The sequence below is a fragment of the Sphingosinicella sp. SM1-17 genome, from assembly GCF_056821765.1.
Window position 1 is genome coordinate 3,030,848 of sequence record NZ_JBPDIO010000001.1, and the last position, 14,863, is coordinate 3,045,710.

The 14,863-nt window shown below is 63.5% G+C and carries 12 protein-coding genes and 1 tRNA gene; 2 read left to right on the plus strand and 11 right to left on the minus strand.

Going from position 1 to position 14,863, the window contains the following annotated elements; translation table 11 throughout:
• Positions 1 to 16: 16 nt before the first annotated feature.
• The 8 genes from addB to lon all read right to left on the minus strand — a co-directional run bounded on the left by addB (position 17) and on the right by lon (position 10,172).
• Entirely contained in the window at positions 17 to 3,031 is a 3,015-nt protein-coding gene (gene addB, locus ACRYLT_RS15210; protein WP_482664926.1) for a double-strand break repair protein AddB, read from the minus strand.
• Positions 3,028 to 3,726: an ABC transporter ATP-binding protein gene (locus tag ACRYLT_RS15215; protein ID WP_482664927.1), complete on the minus strand. Its 699-nt coding sequence runs from the start codon at positions 3,724 to 3,726 to the stop codon at positions 3,028 to 3,030. Before ACRYLT_RS15215 ends, addB begins: the two co-directional genes overlap by 4 nt.
• Entirely contained in the window at positions 3,719 to 4,969 is a 1,251-nt protein-coding gene (locus ACRYLT_RS15220) for a lipoprotein-releasing ABC transporter permease subunit (RefSeq protein ID WP_482664928.1), read from the minus strand. Before ACRYLT_RS15220 ends, ACRYLT_RS15215 begins: the two co-directional genes overlap by 8 nt.
• Positions 4,966 to 6,270: a proline--tRNA ligase gene (gene proS, locus ACRYLT_RS15225; RefSeq protein WP_482664929.1), complete on the minus strand. Its 1,305-nt coding sequence runs from the start codon at positions 6,268 to 6,270 to the stop codon at positions 4,966 to 4,968. The genes ACRYLT_RS15220 and proS overlap by 4 nt, the downstream gene beginning before the upstream one ends.
• A 473-nt stretch (positions 6,271 to 6,743) precedes the next feature.
• Positions 6,744 to 7,034 (minus strand): usg protein, encoded by a 291-nt coding sequence (locus tag ACRYLT_RS15230; RefSeq protein ID WP_482664930.1) that lies wholly within the window; start codon positions 7,032 to 7,034, stop codon positions 6,744 to 6,746.
• 138 nt (positions 7,035 to 7,172) lie between these two features.
• Positions 7,173 to 7,247: transfer RNA gene (locus ACRYLT_RS15235), tRNA-Val, on the minus strand.
• Between the two features lie 112 nt (positions 7,248 to 7,359).
• Complete coding sequence (locus ACRYLT_RS15240; protein WP_482664931.1) at positions 7,360 to 7,635, minus strand: HU family DNA-binding protein; 276 nt, start codon at positions 7,633 to 7,635, stop codon at positions 7,360 to 7,362.
• A gap of 128 nt (positions 7,636 to 7,763) precedes the next feature.
• The gene (gene lon, locus ACRYLT_RS15245; RefSeq protein WP_482664932.1) at positions 7,764 to 10,172 is read right to left on the minus strand and encodes an endopeptidase La; all 2,409 of its coding nucleotides are present in this window, start codon (positions 10,170 to 10,172) and stop codon (positions 7,764 to 7,766) included.
• Between the two features lie 164 nt (positions 10,173 to 10,336).
• Between lon and ACRYLT_RS15250 the strand changes: the two genes are divergently transcribed.
• Entirely contained in the window at positions 10,337 to 10,873 is a 537-nt protein-coding gene (locus tag ACRYLT_RS15250) for a hypothetical protein (protein WP_482664933.1), read from the plus strand.
• Entirely contained in the window at positions 10,860 to 11,639 is a 780-nt protein-coding gene (locus ACRYLT_RS15255) for a COG3904 family protein (protein WP_482664934.1), read from the plus strand. Before ACRYLT_RS15250 ends, ACRYLT_RS15255 begins: the two co-directional genes overlap by 14 nt.
• 176 nt (positions 11,640 to 11,815) lie before the next feature.
• Here the strand turns inward: ACRYLT_RS15255 and clpX are convergent, their stop codons facing one another.
• From clpX to ACRYLT_RS15270, 3 genes are all read right to left on the minus strand, one after another.
• Positions 11,816 to 13,072 (minus strand): ATP-dependent Clp protease ATP-binding subunit ClpX, encoded by a 1,257-nt coding sequence (gene clpX / locus ACRYLT_RS15260; RefSeq protein ID WP_482664935.1) that lies wholly within the window; start codon positions 13,070 to 13,072, stop codon positions 11,816 to 11,818.
• 432 nt (positions 13,073 to 13,504) lie between these two features.
• Entirely contained in the window at positions 13,505 to 14,143 is a 639-nt protein-coding gene (gene clpP / locus ACRYLT_RS15265) for an ATP-dependent Clp endopeptidase proteolytic subunit ClpP (RefSeq protein ID WP_482664936.1), read from the minus strand.
• Positions 14,144 to 14,339: 196 nt separating this feature from the next.
• Positions 14,340 to 14,840: a hypothetical protein gene (locus ACRYLT_RS15270; RefSeq protein ID WP_482664937.1), complete on the minus strand. Its 501-nt coding sequence runs from the start codon at positions 14,838 to 14,840 to the stop codon at positions 14,340 to 14,342.
• Between the last annotated feature and the right edge of the window lie 23 nt (positions 14,841 to 14,863).

Below are 14,863 nucleotides of genomic sequence, written 5' to 3' on the forward strand. Positions count from 1 at the left end.
GCCCAGGAACCATCGATCATTCGCGCCCATACCATTCGTCCAGGCGCATTAACTGATCATATTCTCCATAAGGGGAGTGTTCCGGATGGAGCTTGGCAATGAAGGGCTGCGAACCCGTCAGCCACGCTTCGGCGGCGGCGATGAAGTTTCGGGCCGCGAGTCTCGTGAAATCCGACGGTTCCAGCCCGCTTCGGCCACCCACCGGGCTGGCGACATAGCCCAGCCTACCGCCCCTTCGTGCAAGGGACCAATATTCGAAGCAGGAAGCGGCACCCTCGATCCCTTCGAACCCGCCGCGCTCGGCAATCAGCCCAAGCAGTCCCAGCTGAAGCGAATAGCCGTGAGCCACGGCTTTCGGCGAAGGCGGCTGGCCGGTCTTGTAGTCCACGATGGCCAGGGTGCCGTCGGCGCAGCGGTCAATCCGGTCTGCCTTGCCGCTCAGCTCCACACCTCCGATCTCGACTTTCCCCCACGCTTCCGCCTTCAGCGGCAGCCGGTCTTTCTCGCGATTCCTATCGACTTCGGCGGCAATGAAGTCGATCGCTTCGAGCAGCCTGGGCTGCCAAAGCGCTCGCATCAGCGGGTGCGCCTCGGCGCCGGCCAACAAGGCTTCGGCGCGTGGGCGGAGCCTCGCGGGATTGCAATCGTCCTCCTTCATCCAGGCTTCCAGCACCGAGTGAACGGCAGTTCCACGCCAGGCCGCAGTCGGATCGGCATCCACCGGGTCGATCGCTGCCAGCCCGAGAATTCGTCGCGCGTAGAAGGCGTAAGGATCGGCCTTCAGTCGATCTACCTCGGTGACGGATATTATCCTTGGTCGGATGGAAGGTGCCGGCGCAGGCCGTGGCGTCGGAGCGTGGATCGAAGGACGATCGAGGGATTGGGCCCACTTTCGCAGCTGCGGCGACCGGGTGAGGCCGCCCGTCATCGCCTCCAGGCGCAACCAGAAGCGCGAGGCGATGGCGGGCGATCGCTCGTCGCGTCGAGCCCGGGTGATGAGAACCTGACGGGCACCAAGGAAGCTTGCGAAATCGTGCGCCGACAAGCCGATCCGCCGCTCGAGCGAGGGCAGTCCCAGTTCGGCGCGAAGGCGGGGCGCCAACCACGGATCGGGAGCGGGAAGGGCTGGCCAGATGCCCTCGTTGAGTCCGCCCAGGACCATCAGGTCCGCCTGCTGGAGCCGCGCCTCGAGCAAGCCCCAGATGAAGATGCGCGGATGCTGTCCATAAGGCGGGCGAACCGCGATACTCGACATGAGCCGTTCGAGGATCGCCGGCACCTCCGCCGCCTTGATCTGCTCCGGTCCCTCGGCCGAGGCCGCTTCCAGTCCGCCGAACAGCTCGGCGGCGGCCTGGCCTGCCGCACCGGTCCAGGGACTGTCTCCAGCCAGAACGGAGGCAGCGTTCCGGAGTGCCGCAAGATAGTCGGACAGGTTCCCCGCAGACTCGAAGCCGGTTTCGAGCGGCGACAGCAGCTCCGCCGCCTTTCGCCACCACTGGGCCGCTTCGGTCCGCAAGTCCCGGTCGCGGCCGCGCCGGTCGGCGAGATGGACGGCGATGCCCGCAAGGCCGGCCGGAGGTCGCGGCCCGCGCAGGCAAAGGTCGAGCATCCGCACGCCGTCGAGCCATTTCAGCCGTGCGTTCAGTCGGCGCTCTCCAGCCGTCCCGCCCACACCGGCGGGGGCGGTCGTCGGCACCGGGATCTCGTCAGGCGCAACCAGCGGATGCTTCAGCAGGGCCAGCAAAGGTACCGGGGCGAAGCGCTCGGCGGCAGCCGAAGCGAGGGCGAGCAGAAGCGTTCCGGGAGGGGTTTGCGAGAGCGGACGACCCGCGCTGTCGTCGGCCTCGATGTCCCAGCGCCGGAGATGAGCGGAGACCCGACGCGCCAATCCGCGATCAGGAGTCACCAGGGCGGCGGTGCGGCCCGGTTCCTCGATGACCTGGCGCAAGGCGATTGCGATCGCCTGGGCTTCTTCTGCCGGATCGGCCAGTTCAAGCGCCCGAACGCCGGTCAACCGACGCTCCCGCGGCGGCAAGGCCTGCCACTTTCTGGTGAAGGCCGGAGGTGCCATAGCATGCGCGATGGCGCGGCTCCTGTCGGCCGGAGCATCTCGGCCGCCGCCCCAGCGCCAGTGCCGCACCTCACCGCGGCCGACCGACATCCGCTCGAGGAGCAGCTTGAGGTGGAATTGCGGGTGGGTCTCGATGCCCCGAGGCCGACGCTCCGTCGATCCATCTTCGTGAAGCGGCCCAAGCGCCTGCCATTCCTCCATCGGCATTTCGAGATCCACGCCCGGGAGGACAACCAGCCCGTCGGCCAGGCGTGACACGGCCCGAAGCAAGCGCGCGACGGCCGGTGCGGTCATGGTGACGCCCGCCGCGCACACGAAGCCCGACGGGGGGCTTCGCCGCCAACGCTCGCCCAAGGCGTCGAGCAACCGGTTGCGCCGATCGCTGAGGTCGATCCGCCCGCGTGACCTCAGCAAGGCCGGCCACTCGGAGAGGATCAGCTGGAGCTGGGCAAGCGACTTCTGCCAATGGATCGACAGATCCGGCAGATCGGCCGCGAAGGCGGTGAGACGAGCCGGATCGACCTCTTCGATCAGAAGCTGATCGAGGGTCCTGGCGAGGTCTTCCGCCAGCCGGATCGCCTCAGCCGAATCGACGGCGAGATGTCGCTGAACGAGCCGGGCGAGCAGCATCAGTCGCTCGATCGGTTCAATCGCGCGAGGGATGAGCCCTCCCTCGGCACCGACTCCGGATGCGTCAAGCGGCTCCAGAATGCCGCCGATCCGCTCATCCAGTTCGGGATCACCGATCGGCACCAGGCGCGGAAGAAGCAACCCGCCGCCTGACCGGCGAAGGAAGGCGTCCTGGAGCGCTCGCGCAGCGCGATTATTGGAGACGAGAACGATTCCGCTGGCCAGGCCGGCGGGAGCGCGGCCGTAACGGGCGATCAAGCCAGCCGCGAGAGCATCGGCGAAGGCGCGGTGAGAAGGGATGGTGAAGACGGCGGGAGGCCGCTGCGTCACTCCAGCTTTCCCTCGTGGAGGCGCAAGACCCGGTCCATCTTGGCAGCGATCCGCTCATTGTGGGTTGCGACGAGGGCAGCGCTGCCTTCCTCCCGAACCAGTCGGAGGAACTCGGCGAAGACCCGGTCGGCCGTATGCTCGTCCAGATTGCCGGTAGGCTCGTCGGCGAGCACAAGTGCAGGCCGGTTGGCGAGCGCTCGTGCCACCGCCACCCGCTGCTGCTCGCCCCCCGAAAGCTTGCTTGGGCGATGGGTGAGCCGCTGCGACAGGCCGAGGGCGCCGAGCAGCGATTCGGCACGCGTCTGGGCGGTCAGGCGGTCCGCTCCCCGGACAAGCTGCGGTATCACGACATTCTCGATCGCGGTGAAATCCGGAAGCAGGTGGTGGAACTGGTAGACGAAACCGAGCGTGTCCCGTCGGACTCGGGTCCGACCGCCATCGTCGAGATCCGCGACCTCCTCGCCAGCAATCCGGATCGAACCGACGAAGCCGCCCTCGAGAAGTCCCACCGCCTGAAGCAGGGTCGACTTGCCTGAGCCCGAAGGTCCAAGCAATGCGACGATTTCGCCTTTGTGTATCTCGAGGTCGATTCCGCGCAAGACGTCGATGCGCACGCCGGCCTGTTCGAAGCTTCGCTCGAGCCCCCTGACTTCAACGACTCGGCCCTCTCCGATCCCTTCATTCGCCTCATTCATAACGGAGCACCTGTACCGGGTCGGTGCTGGCCGCCTTCCATGCCGGGTAGAGCGTGGCGAGGAAACTCAGGATGAGCGCCATCAGCACGATCGCGGTGACCTCGAGCGGATCCGTCTTGGCCGGCAGTTCGGTAAGGAAGCGGACCGACGGATCCCAAAGGTTCTGACCGGTGATCCACTGGACGAACCCGACCACTGCCTGGCGATAAAAGAGGAACACCGCTCCGAGGATCATCCCGGCGACGATGCCGAGCACACCGATCGTCACCCCAACAGTCATGAACACCTTCATGAGGCCGGACCTGGTCGCGCCCATCGTCCGCAAGATGGCAATGTCTCTCGTCTTGGCGCGCACCAGCATGATCAGCGAGGACAGGATGTTGAAGACGGCCACAAGGACGATGATCGACAGGACGATGAACATCGCCACGCGTTCGACCTGCAAGGCCTCGAACAAGGCGGAATTCATCGACCGCCAATCCCTGACCATCGCCTGGCCACTGACCGAGCGGACAAGCGGAGCCAGTATTTCGTCCACCCGATCCGCATCGGCTGTTTCCACCTCGATCATTCCCACCGCATCGCCCATCATCAGGAAATTCTGGGCTTCCTCGATCGGCATCACCACGAACGCCTTGTCGAAATCGTAGAGGCCGACTTCGAAGATTGCCGCGACGTTGAAGTCGACGATCCGCGGCACCGTGCCGAACGGCGTCGTCCTTCCCATGGGAGAGATGATCGTGATCGTGCTCCCAACGCTGAGCCCGAGAATTTCGGCGAGCCTGGAGCCGATCGCCACATTGTTGCTGCCAGGCTGCAGGTCTCTCAAAGAACCCGCCAGAACGCCTTCGTTCATGGTTGGATTGGTGACGATGTCCTCGCGCGGTACGCCGCGAAGCAGGATCGCCTCCACCCGGCCTTCGCTGCTCGCCATCAGCGGCTGTTCGATCAGAGCGGAAGCCGAGGTCACGCCCGGAGTCCGGCGGGCCTCCTCAAGGACCGGACGCCAATTTTCGAGGCGATTGCCATAGCCCTGAACCACGGCGTGGCCATTGAGTCCGACGACCTTGTCGAACAACTCGGCACGGAAGCCGTTCATGACGCTCATCACGATGATGAGCGCCGCCACTCCAAGCATGACCGCCACGAGGCTGATCCCGGCCACGAGGAAGATGAAGCCCTCGCCCTTTCCCGGAAGCAGATAGCGCCGGGCGATCATCCGCTCGTAGCGGGACAGGATCATGCGCTCAGCCTCGACATGGCGCTTTCGAGGCTCAGTTCCTCACGCTCGCCCGTTGATCGGCGCTTCAGTTCGACCACGCCCTTCTCGAGGCCCTTCGGCCCCACGATGAGCTGCCAAGGAAGGCCGATCAGGTCCATTGTCGCGAACTTGGCGCCACCGCGCTCGTCGCGATCGTCGTAGAGCGTTTCCACGCCTGCCTGCTGGAGCCGGCCGTAGAGTTCGTCGGCGGCGGTGGTGACGTTGCCATCGTCCGCTCGCATGTTGACGAGGCCGACCCGAAAAGGCGCGACGCTTTCCGGCCAGATTATTCCCGCCTCGTCATGGCTTGCTTCGATGATTGCACCCATCAGCCGCGACACGCCCACGCCATAACTCCCCATCTGCGGGTGGACCTGGCGCCCGTCGGGGCTCTGCACCGTCAGGCCCATGCTTGCGCTGTACTTGCTGCCAAAGGCGAAGATATGTCCGACCTCGATTCCACGGCGGCTCCGCAATCGCTCCTCCGGAACCGGACAATCGGCCACTTTGGCATGTTCCTCCTCTTCCATCGCGTACAGCCCGGTCAGCCGGGCGATGGTCGAACTGTCGGCGGAAAGCAGTTCCTCCCGGGACACCTCTTCCAGCGCCGAGTCGTAGAAGAGCGCGCTCTCGCCGGTGTCGGCAAGGATATGGAATTCGTGCGACAGTTCGCCGCCGATCGGCCCCGTCGGCGCCCGCACTGGGACGGCCTGAAGCCCCAATCGAGCGAAGGTTCGCAGATAAGCGACGAACATCGCTTCATAGCTGGCCCTCAGCCCCGCCTCGTCCAGATCGAAACTGTAGGCGTCCTTCATCAGGAACTCGCGGCCGCGCATGATCCCGAAACGGGGACGAACTTCGTCCCGGAACTTCCATTGAATGTGATAGAGTGTGCGCGGAAGGTCACGATAGGATTTTACCGCCCCAAGGAAGATTTGAGTGATCATTTCCTCGTTGGTGGGTCCGTAAAGCATTTCACGCTCGTGACGGTCGAGAAAGCGCAGCATTTCCGGACCATAGGCATCGTAACGGCCGGACTGCCGCCACAGATCGGCCGACTGGATCGTGGGCATAAGCAGCTCGACCGCACCCGCTCTGTCCTGTTCCTCACGGACAATCTGCTCGATCTTCTTGAGCACTCGAAAGCCGAGGGGCAACCAAGCGTAGATGCCGGCCGCGGTCTGGCGAATGAGACCGGCGCGCAGCATCAGCTTATGGCTGACAATCTGGGCGTCGGCGGGCGTCTCCTTGCTGACGGGAAGGAAATATCGGGAAAGGCGCATAAGCGGGCTGGATCCGGACTGGCTGTGACGTCCGGACCTCTAGGGTGTGTACCTGCCCCTCGCAATGCCCGGATCGGCCGAACCAAGGGGGTGCGGCCAGCGGGTAGCCGCTCCCGTCTTTACCTCTGGAACCGCTTCTGGTCGAATGGCGAATTGCGTAAATGCACCTTCGCTCGGCCAATGCAGGCCGTCGAGCGCTGTGGCCGGGCTGCCACAGAGCCGCCGCAAAGTTGAACGAAGGCCACTTCTGCGGTGACAACAGGGGCGGCGCCCAATACCGTAAATGCCACGCAACCATGGACATTGGCCTGGTTCGGGGAGGCTTCGACCCCGCTTGTGCTTTGCGAGGTAGGACAAGCGCGCGGGTGGAGCGTCACAAAAGGGGGTAGACGGTTTCGACCGTCTTACGGGTGCCCGAGCGGAAACGCTCGGGCACTTGTCCTTTGAGGGGTGTTTCGCTCGGCTTGCGCCCGTCAGTTGATCGTGATGATGCCGTCGACGGCGCGCCACTCGGTCGGGCCGATCAGGTGCTTATGGGCCACCCGCACCGAATGGAGGGCCGCTTCGACTTCCCGCCGCCAATGGTCGAGGAAATCCCGCAAGGCGGGAAACTGTGGAGCAACGTCATAATGCTGCCAGACGAAGAGCTGCAGGAGCGTGGGATGGTCGGGCATGTAGTAGCTGATCTCGACCGTGGAGAGGCCATAGCCCTGAAGCTGTCGGCCGAAGTCTGAGTCGACGCCACGAAATCCGAAGTCACCCACGTTACATGCTCCTTTCCGCTCCCTTACAACGCTCCCAAGGCAGAACCGGTTTCGTTCTACCTGCGTCATGGTTAACGCATGGGAAATGGCTTCGCCAAGGGCGAGCGATGAGCTTCGAACGGAAAGGATGGAAAGGCGTGGTGGGCGCGGCAAGGATTGAACTTGCGACCCCTGCGGTGTGAACACAGTGCTCTACCACTGAGCTACGCGCCCACGCCTGATGTGAATGTCCGGTGTGGTAGACCCGAACGGAAGCGACAGATGGTGCCGCCCGACGAGCGGTCAATAGCGGCGGGCAATGGGGCTGTCCAGCAGCCCCTCCCCTCTATGCGTTGACCGAGTCTTTCAGTCCCTTGCCCGCCTTGAACTTGGGCTGGGTGGACTCGCGGATCTGCATCGGCTCGCCGGTACGAGGATTGCGCCCCGTCGACGCCTTGCGGCGCGAACAGGAGAAAGTCCCGAATCCCACCAGGCGAACCTCGTCGCCGCGCTTCAACGCGTCGCTGATCGTATCGAAAACCGCCTCGACCGCGCGCGAAGCGTCTCCACGGCTCAGTCCCGTCAGCTCGGCGACATGGCCGATGAGCTCCTGCTTATTCATCTGTCCCGAACCCCTGTTACCCGGTGACTCACGGCCAATGCCGTCGCCCATCTAAAAGACAGGGACGGACGCGAGTCAAAAGGAAAGAGACATCGAACCGAGGAGAAGATGTCTCTTTCCCGGGCCCCTCAATGGCGGACAGAGGCTCCCTGGCGGTCCTCGCCCTGGGCGATCTCGGTCGGCGGCAGAGCGGCGAGTTCGTCAGCCTCAGTCCACTCGATCGGCACTACCGGAGTCGCCAGCGCGTGACTCAGCACCTCATCGACGTGAGTAACGGTGACGATCTCCAGCCCTTCACGGATGTTCGCCGGGATGTCGACCAGATCCTTCTCGTTTTCGGCAGGGATGACCACCTTGGTGATCCCGCCGCGCAGTGCGGCAAGAAGCTTCTCCTTGAGACCGCCGATCGGAAGCACCCGTCCCCGCAAGGTCACTTCGCCGGTCATGGCCACATCGCGCCGCACAGGAATTCCCGTCAGGGTTGAAAGGATCGCCGTCACCATTCCGATCCCGGCGGAGGGGCCGTCCTTCGGCACGGCGCCTTCCGGCAGGTGGACGTGGATGTCCTTGCGCGAGAAGACGCTCGGCTTCACGCCATAGCTGGGCGAGCGCGCCTTGACGAAAGAGAAGGCGGCCTGGACGGACTCCTGCATGACTTCACCGAGCTTGCCGGTGGTCTTGATCTGCCCCTTTCCAGGAACCGTGACGGCCTCGATCGAAAGCAGCTCCCCGCCGACTTCCGTCCAGGCAAGTCCGGTGACTGCGCCAATCTGATCCTCCTCTTCGCTCACGCCATGGCGGAACTTCCTGACTCCGACGAAGCTTCCGAGATTTTCGGTCGTGATCTCGATGCGTTCCGCCTTGCCTTCCAGGATCTGGCGGAGCGCCTTGCGGGCGATCTTGGCGATCTCCCGCTCCAGGGTCCGAACCCCCGCTTCACGGGTGTAGTAGCGGATGAGGTCGCGTAGACCCTGTTCCGTCACGGTCAATTCGCCTTCCTTGAGCCCGTGCGACTCGATCTGCTTCGGGATCAAGTGGCGCTTGGCGATCTCGACCTTCTCGTCCTCCGTATAGCCTTCGAGCCGGATGATCTCCATTCGATCCAGCAAAGGCTGAGGCATGTCCATCGAGTTGGCCGTGGTGACGAACATCACGTCAGAAAGGTCGTAATCGACCTCGAGATAATGGTCCTGGAACTTTGAATTCTGCTCCGGGTCGAGCACTTCGAGCAGAGCCGAAGCGGGATCGCCGCGGAAGTCCTGGCCGAGCTTGTCGATCTCGTCGAGGAGGAAGAGCGGATTGGAGGTGCCCGCCTTCTTCACATTGGTGATCACCTTGCCCGGAAGCGAGCCGATGTAAGTGCGCCGATGGCCGCGGATCTCGGCCTCGTCGCGGACGCCGCCGAGAGACTGGCGAACGAACTCGCGCCCGGTCGCTCGCGCGATCGATCGGCCAAGCGAAGTTTTTCCTACGCCGGGAGGGCCGACGAGACAGAGAATCGGGCCCTTCAACTTGTTGGTGCGCGCCTGAACCGCGAGATATTCGACGATCCGCTCCTTGACCTTCTCAAGGCCATAATGATCCTCGTCGAGGATTCGCTCGGCTTCGCGAATGTCATGCTTGAGCTTGGACTTCTTGCCCCAGGGGAGGCCAAGCAGAACGTCCAGATAGTTGCGCGACACCGTCGCTTCCGCCGACATCGGCGCCATCGCCCGAAGCTTCTTCAGCTCCGACTGCGCCTTGGCGCGCGCTTCCTTCGAAAGCTTCGTGCGCTCGATCTTGCGGGCAAGCTCGGCGAGTTCGTCGCCCTCCCCGTCTTCGCCGGCATTGCCGAGTTCGCGCTGAATCGCCTTCAATTGCTCGTTGAGGTAATATTCGCGCTGAGTCTTCTCCATCTGCCGCTTGACGCGGCTGCGAATCTTCTTCTCGACCTGAAGGACTCCGAGCTCGCCTTCCATGAAGGCGAAGGCCATCTCGAGCCGCCGCACCGGATCGAGCTCCGCAAGCAGGGCCTGCTTGTCGGAAACCTTGATGTTGATGTTTGCGGCGACAGCGTCCGCCAGCTTCGACGGTTCTTCGATCTGGCCGAGCTGGACGGCGGTCTCCGCCGGCAGCTTGCGGTTGAGCTTGGCGTAATTCTCGAACTGCTCGACGACCGAGCGCATCAGCGCCTGAACTTCCGCGCCGTCCGGCTCTTCGCCTTCGATCAACTCGACTTCTGCAGAAAGGTGGGTTCCCTCCTGCTTCAACGCGCGAAGCGCGGCTCGCTGCCGGCCTTCGACCAGCACCCGGACGGTTCCGTCGGGAAGCTTCAGCAGCTGCAGGACGGTCGCAACAACGCCCAGATCGTAAAGCGCCTCACGATCCGGATCGTCTTCGGCGGGGTCGAGCTGGGAAACGAGAAAGATGTTCTTGTCCGCCGCCATCGCGCTTTCAAGCGCCGCGACCGATTTGTCGCGGCCCACGAACAGGGGAACGATCATGTGCGGAAAGACGACGATGTCGCGCAGCGGCAGAACGGGATAGGATTCGCTCATGGATACTCCACAGATCGAGCCGAACGGCTCCTTCCCTTTATATGGGAGAGGCCGCGGCTGCATCAATGAAAGGCACGTGCGCTCTGGCGCAGATTGCTTTATAATTGACCCAAATGCCGCCTCCGTTTAGGAGCTTTTTCCGCGGGGGTTGGGGAGTTAGGTCAATGTTCAAGGCCATTCTGATTGCCGCGCCCCTGGCGCTGGCCAGCTTGTCAGTTTCACTTCCGTCTGCCGCAGCGGCGCAGACGGCGTCCCGCACCGGCGAAGAATGCCAGGCCCAGCGCGAGAGCCGGCGGCAGAGCGGCCGGGCCATCGGCGGACTGCTCGGCGGTCTCGCAGGGCGGTTCGGCGGCCGCGCCGGAAGCGTCGCCAACATGGTCAGCAGCTTCCTTCCGGTGAGCGAACTGCTGGGCGAAGCGATCGCGAGCATGCTCGATTGCGACGAACAGCAGAAAGCCGCCGGAGCTACTCAGCAGGTCGTCGAGCAGGCCGAGCGCGGCGGTGTTGGAAGCACCGTCGCCTGGGAAAGCGAGACTCGGCCGGGCGTTCGCGGCTCCTCAACCGTTACGGCGGTGGAAACCGCGTCCACGGACGGTGATTGCATGACCGTCACCGACATCGTGATTGTCGACGGGGAAGAGACTCGGGCCCCCAAGCGCATGTGCCGTCGCCCGCCCAACAACAGGTATGTTCGGGTTTAAGAAGATTTCTCGCCTTTTTGCCTCGATCGCCGCTGCCGCGGCGCTGGTTTCGGCGCAGGCAGCTGAAGCCCAGGGCCGGATCGATCCGGACAATCCCACCTGTCCACAGAATCCCAACTGGTCCAATTATCGGGAGATGCGCTTCACCGTTCAGGAAGTGAACGGCCGTCAGGTGCTGCTTGCCGAGGGGATGATCGACGACAATCTGATCCCTCGGCTCGAGGCAGCGCTTCGGAACTTCCAGGGCGACGAGATCTGGCTCCGGTCGCCCGGGGGCAATGCCAGAGTCGGCAATCAAGCGGGCCGAATCATTCGCGACAACAGCCTGATCACCCGGATTCCCAGCGGCTGGGCCTGCTTCTCCGCCTGCAATTTCATGTTCATGGGGGGCATCGCCCGCTTCGTGGACAATGGCGGACTGTTCATGGTCCACATGTTCACCCATACCGGCGACCGGGAGACGATCCGCTCCGAAGTCGCTCGTGGCGAGGACAATACGATCGGACTGATCGGCGAGATCGAGCAGCAGTCGGCGCTTCTGGCGAGCGAGGACAACGATTTCCTGATTCGGATGGGTGTCTCGCGGGCGCTTCTGACCGAGGTCATGTACCGGGTGCGCGCCGTCACCGACGAGCGCAATCGTGAGACTCGCCGCTGCCTCACCCAGGCGGAAGTGAATCGCTACAACGTGGCGACGGTGCCCTGGGAACAGCAGAATCGGGCCGCTCCCACTGCCGCACGCGGCGCTCTACCGACCGGCAAGTAAGTCCGACTTCGCTGCCGTAGCCAATGCAGCGCATCGCAACGGGCCGCTATCCACGCCCGTGGTACCCGACTCAGCCAAGTTCAGGTGCAGAGATCTTGGCTCCGGGGCCGCTTGGCTGCAGCCGAACGGAAACGAAGCTCGACGACTCGTTGAGACCTGCGGAGCGCAGGCCCAACTCAGGCCGCGTCTTCGGCCTTCTTGGCGTAGATGCGGACTGGATCCTTGCGGCCATCGACCACGTCCTTGTCGACCAGAACCTCGTCCACTCCGTCCATGCTCGGCAGGTCGAACATCGTGTCGAGCAGGATGTTCTCCATGATCGAGCGGAGGCCCCGGGCACCGGTCTTGCGCTCGATCGCCTTCTTGGCGGTCGCGACCAGCGCATCCTCGGTGTAGGTCAGCTTCACGTCCTCCATGTCGAAGAGCTTCTGATACTGTTTGACGAGGGCGTTCTTCGGCTCGCGCAGGATCTTGACCAATGCGTCGACGTCGAGATCCTCCAGCGTTGCAATCACTGGCAGTCGACCGACGAATTCGGGAATCAGCCCGAACTTCAGCAGATCCTCGGGTTCACTCTGGCGAAGGACCTGACCAACGCGGCGTTCGTCCGGTGCGGCGACATGAGCACCGAAGCCGATCGACTTGCCTTCGAGTCGATCGCCGATGATCTTCTCAAGGCCGGCAAAGGCTCCGCCGCAGATGAACAGGATATTGGTCGTGTCGACCTGCAGGAATTCCTGCTGGGGATGCTTGCGGCCCCCCTGCGGCGGAACGGATGCGGTCGTGCCTTCCATCAGCTTCAGCAGCGCCTGCTGGACGCCCTCGCCCGAAACGTCCCGAGTGATGGAGGGATTGTCGGACTTGCGACTGATCTTGTCGATTTCGTCGATATAGACGATGCCGCGCTGCGCCCGCTCGACATTGTAGTCGCTCGCCTGGAGCAGTTTCAGAATGATGTTCTCGACATCCTCGCCGACATAGCCCGCCTCGGTCAGAGTGGTCGCATCGGCCATCGTGAACGGAACGTCGAGGATTCGCGCCAGGGTCTGGGCGAGCAAAGTCTTTCCGCAGCCCGTCGGGCCGATCAACAGGATGTTCGACTTGGCGAGTTCGACCTCGCCCCCCTTGGCGCCGTGGGCGAGGCGCTTGTAGTGGTTGTGCACCGCCACCGACAGGACGCGCTTGGCGTGATCCTGGCCGATGACATAGTCGTCGAGCACCTTGCAGATCTCGGCCGGCGTAGGAACGCCGTCGCGCGTCTTGACCAGCGCCGACTTCGTTTCCTCGCGGATGATGTCGTTGCACAGCTCAACGCACTCGTCGCAGATGAAGACGGTGGGGCCCGCGATGAGCTTTCGAACCTCGTGCTGCGACTTGCCGCAGAAGGAGCAGTAGAGGGTGCTCTTGCTGTCGCCGCCGCTCAGTTTCGTCATATTCCAGTCCTTCGGGCCGCCGCGACCGGCCTCAACCTTTCAAGGCGGCCATCCTGACGGCAATTTACCACAACCACAATGGCCTAATCCTTAATGCGCCCGGCTTCCCGCGGCTCCGTGAAGGACGGGAGTGCACCTCCGCGGCTTTTGTTCCATCGCACAAGGGGGTTCGACCTTTGCCTACCGCTATGTGGCGATGCCGCGCGTCCATGGCAAGGCGTTGAAAGAGCTTGCTGACCCGGTCTCTGGCAAGCAAGCGTTCGTGGTCCGACGAGCGCCGAATCGACCAGCCGACCGGGGGAGCCGAAGCGAAACTGCCGAATTCCTCTTGCGCGGTGCTCCCGCACGTTCGCTCCGTCGGAGTTCAGGCGGCTCTCGCAAACGGCTCAACCCGCCTCGAACAGTGCCCCGCACTGTTCGCTCCATCGGAGTTCAGGCGGCTCTCGCCGTTTCCTCGTCGGTGGGGACCGGGCGCTTTTCGAAGACTTCGTCGACCAGTCCGAAGGTCTTGGCCTCCTCGGCGGAGAAGAACTTGTCCCGCTCGACATTGCGCTCGATCTCCTCGAGCGGCTGTCCGGTATACTTCGCCATCAACTCGTTCATCCGATGACGGATGCGCAATATCTCCTTGGCCTGGATCTCGATATCCGTCGCCATGCCCTGAGCACCGCCCGACGGCTGGTGGATCATGATCCGAGCGTTGGTCAGGGCGACGCGCATGCCAGGCTCGCCGGCGCAGAGCAGGAACGCGCCCATCGAGGCTGCCTGACCGATGCAGACCGTGCCGACGCGCGGCCGGATGTACTGCATCGTGTCGTGCATCGCCATGCCCGCCGTGACGACCCCGCCCGGCGAGTTGATGTACATGTAGATGTCCTTCTTCGGATTCTCCGATTCCAGATAGAGCAGCTGCGCCGTCACCAGCGTCGCCATATGGTCCTCGACCGGGCCGGTCACGAAGACGATCCGCTCCCTCAGAAGCCGGGAATAGATGTCAAAGCTGCGCTCGCCGCGATTCGATTGCTCGATGACGATGGGGACGAGGCCGTTGATGATGTCTTCGTGGTCCATGGGAAGTCCTGTGCGCTTGGATCGTGCGAGCTACATCGGAGGATCGGTGCGAAGGTTCAAGCCCCGCCCTTTCCGTTCCCGACGCCCCGAACTCGGCCGAATCCCGTTGCCGAACGAGCGGATCCGGTACGGGCGGTCGGATCCTGCACCCCTGTCCGAGGATTGGCGGCGATTGAAACCGACGGCTTTTGGCGACCTACTTGCCGCCGCTGGCTGGCGCGGAATCCTCGCCGCAGCGCCAGTTGAAGTTGGCGCCTTCTGTCCGTTCCGCGCTGCACGGGACCCGGACTTCGCTTCCCGAACCGTCCCGCACCACCGCATGGCCGGTCATATGGTCGTCATCCTGCGCTCGCTGCATGTCGACGTCGACGACTTCCGCCTGGTTGGCGAGGCTGGTTCGGATTGCCGTCTCCATCTCCTGAAGAGTGGCCTCGTCGATCGCCGGCGAGCAGCGCCAATTGAAGTTGGAGCCTTCGCTGCGCTGAGCGGTACAGGTGAGCCTGCCCTCGCGACCGGAATTCTCGCGAATGAGCGCGTAGCCGGTCATGTTGTTCTCGTCGGAGACGGTAAGGTCGACTTCCTGGACCTCACCCTGATTAGCAAGCCCTTCGCGGATCGCATTTTCGAGCTGCTCTTCCTCGCTCGCACAACCTGCAAGCCCCACCAGCACTGCCAGAGTGATCGAAATCTTCTTCATCGATGCCCCCATCGCTCTGAATA

Excerpts from the sequence above, each read along its gene's own strand:
- clpP (WP_482664936.1), bottom strand. The coding sequence starts at position 14,143 with ATGGACCACGAAGACATCATCAACGGCCTCGTCCCCATCGTCATCGAG.
- ACRYLT_RS15220 (WP_482664928.1), bottom strand. The coding sequence starts at position 4,969 with ATGATCCTGTCCCGCTACGAGCGGATGATCGCCCGGCGCTATCTGCTT.
- lon (WP_482664932.1), bottom strand. The coding sequence starts at position 10,172 with ATGAGCGAATCCTATCCCGTTCTGCCGCTGCGCGACATCGTCGTCTTT.
- ACRYLT_RS15250 (WP_482664933.1), top strand. The coding sequence starts at position 10,337 with ATGTTCAAGGCCATTCTGATTGCCGCGCCCCTGGCGCTGGCCAGCTTG.
- clpX (WP_482664935.1), bottom strand. The coding sequence starts at position 13,072 with ATGACGAAACTGAGCGGCGGCGACAGCAAGAGCACCCTCTACTGCTCC.
- ACRYLT_RS15270 (WP_482664937.1), bottom strand. The coding sequence starts at position 14,840 with ATGAAGAAGATTTCGATCACTCTGGCAGTGCTGGTGGGGCTTGCAGGT.
- ACRYLT_RS15240 (WP_482664931.1), bottom strand. The coding sequence starts at position 7,635 with ATGAATAAGCAGGAGCTCATCGGCCATGTCGCCGAGCTGACGGGACTG.
- ACRYLT_RS15255 (WP_482664934.1), top strand. The coding sequence starts at position 10,860 with ATGTTCGGGTTTAAGAAGATTTCTCGCCTTTTTGCCTCGATCGCCGCT.
- proS (WP_482664929.1), bottom strand. The coding sequence starts at position 6,270 with ATGCGCCTTTCCCGATATTTCCTTCCCGTCAGCAAGGAGACGCCCGCC.
- ACRYLT_RS15215 (WP_482664927.1), bottom strand. The coding sequence starts at position 3,726 with ATGAATGAGGCGAATGAAGGGATCGGAGAGGGCCGAGTCGTTGAAGTC.